We start from the raw sequence: 558 nt of genomic DNA on the forward strand, positions 1-558 counted from the left end.
TCTGCAGAAGACATTCAGGATGCGCTCAAGGATCTTTTAGGCGGCACCATTAAGGAAATGATGGAAGCTGAAATGGATGATCATCTTGGTTACGAAAAATCCGAACGCTCAGATAATGATGATTATCGCAATGGTTATAAGCGGAAACAGGTCAACAGCCGGTATGGCTCGATGGAAATCGAAGTGCCACAGGATCGCAAATCAACGTTTGAACCACAGATTGTGAAAAAACGTCAGAAAGATATTTCCGATATTGATCAGAAGATCATTTCCATGTATGCCAAAGGAATGACTACCCGGCAGATTTCCGAAACCATCGAAGATATTTATGGCTTTGAAACTTCTGAAAGCTTTATTTCTGATGTGACTGATAAGATCCTGCCACAGATCGAAGACTGGCAGAACCGGCCACTGGACGAGGTCTATCCCATTCTCTACATTGATGCAATCCATTATTCTGTAAGGGATAATGGCGTGATCCGAAAGCTTGCTGCTTACGTGATTCTGGGAATCAACACGGAAGGAAAAAAAGAAGTTTTAACCATCAGTGTTGGCGAT

The 558-nt window shown here is 42.7% G+C and carries 1 protein-coding gene; it reads left to right on the forward strand.

From position 1 onward, the window contains the following. Positions 1-558 (forward strand): IS256 family transposase (locus DW965_RS18920; protein ID WP_199681693.1); only part of this gene is annotated, 558 nt, incomplete at both ends.

Origin of the sequence: Blautia sp. AM47-4, assembly GCF_003479865.1 — a bacterium.
Classification (GTDB): Bacteria; Bacillota; Clostridia; order Lachnospirales; family Lachnospiraceae; genus Fusicatenibacter; species Fusicatenibacter saccharivorans.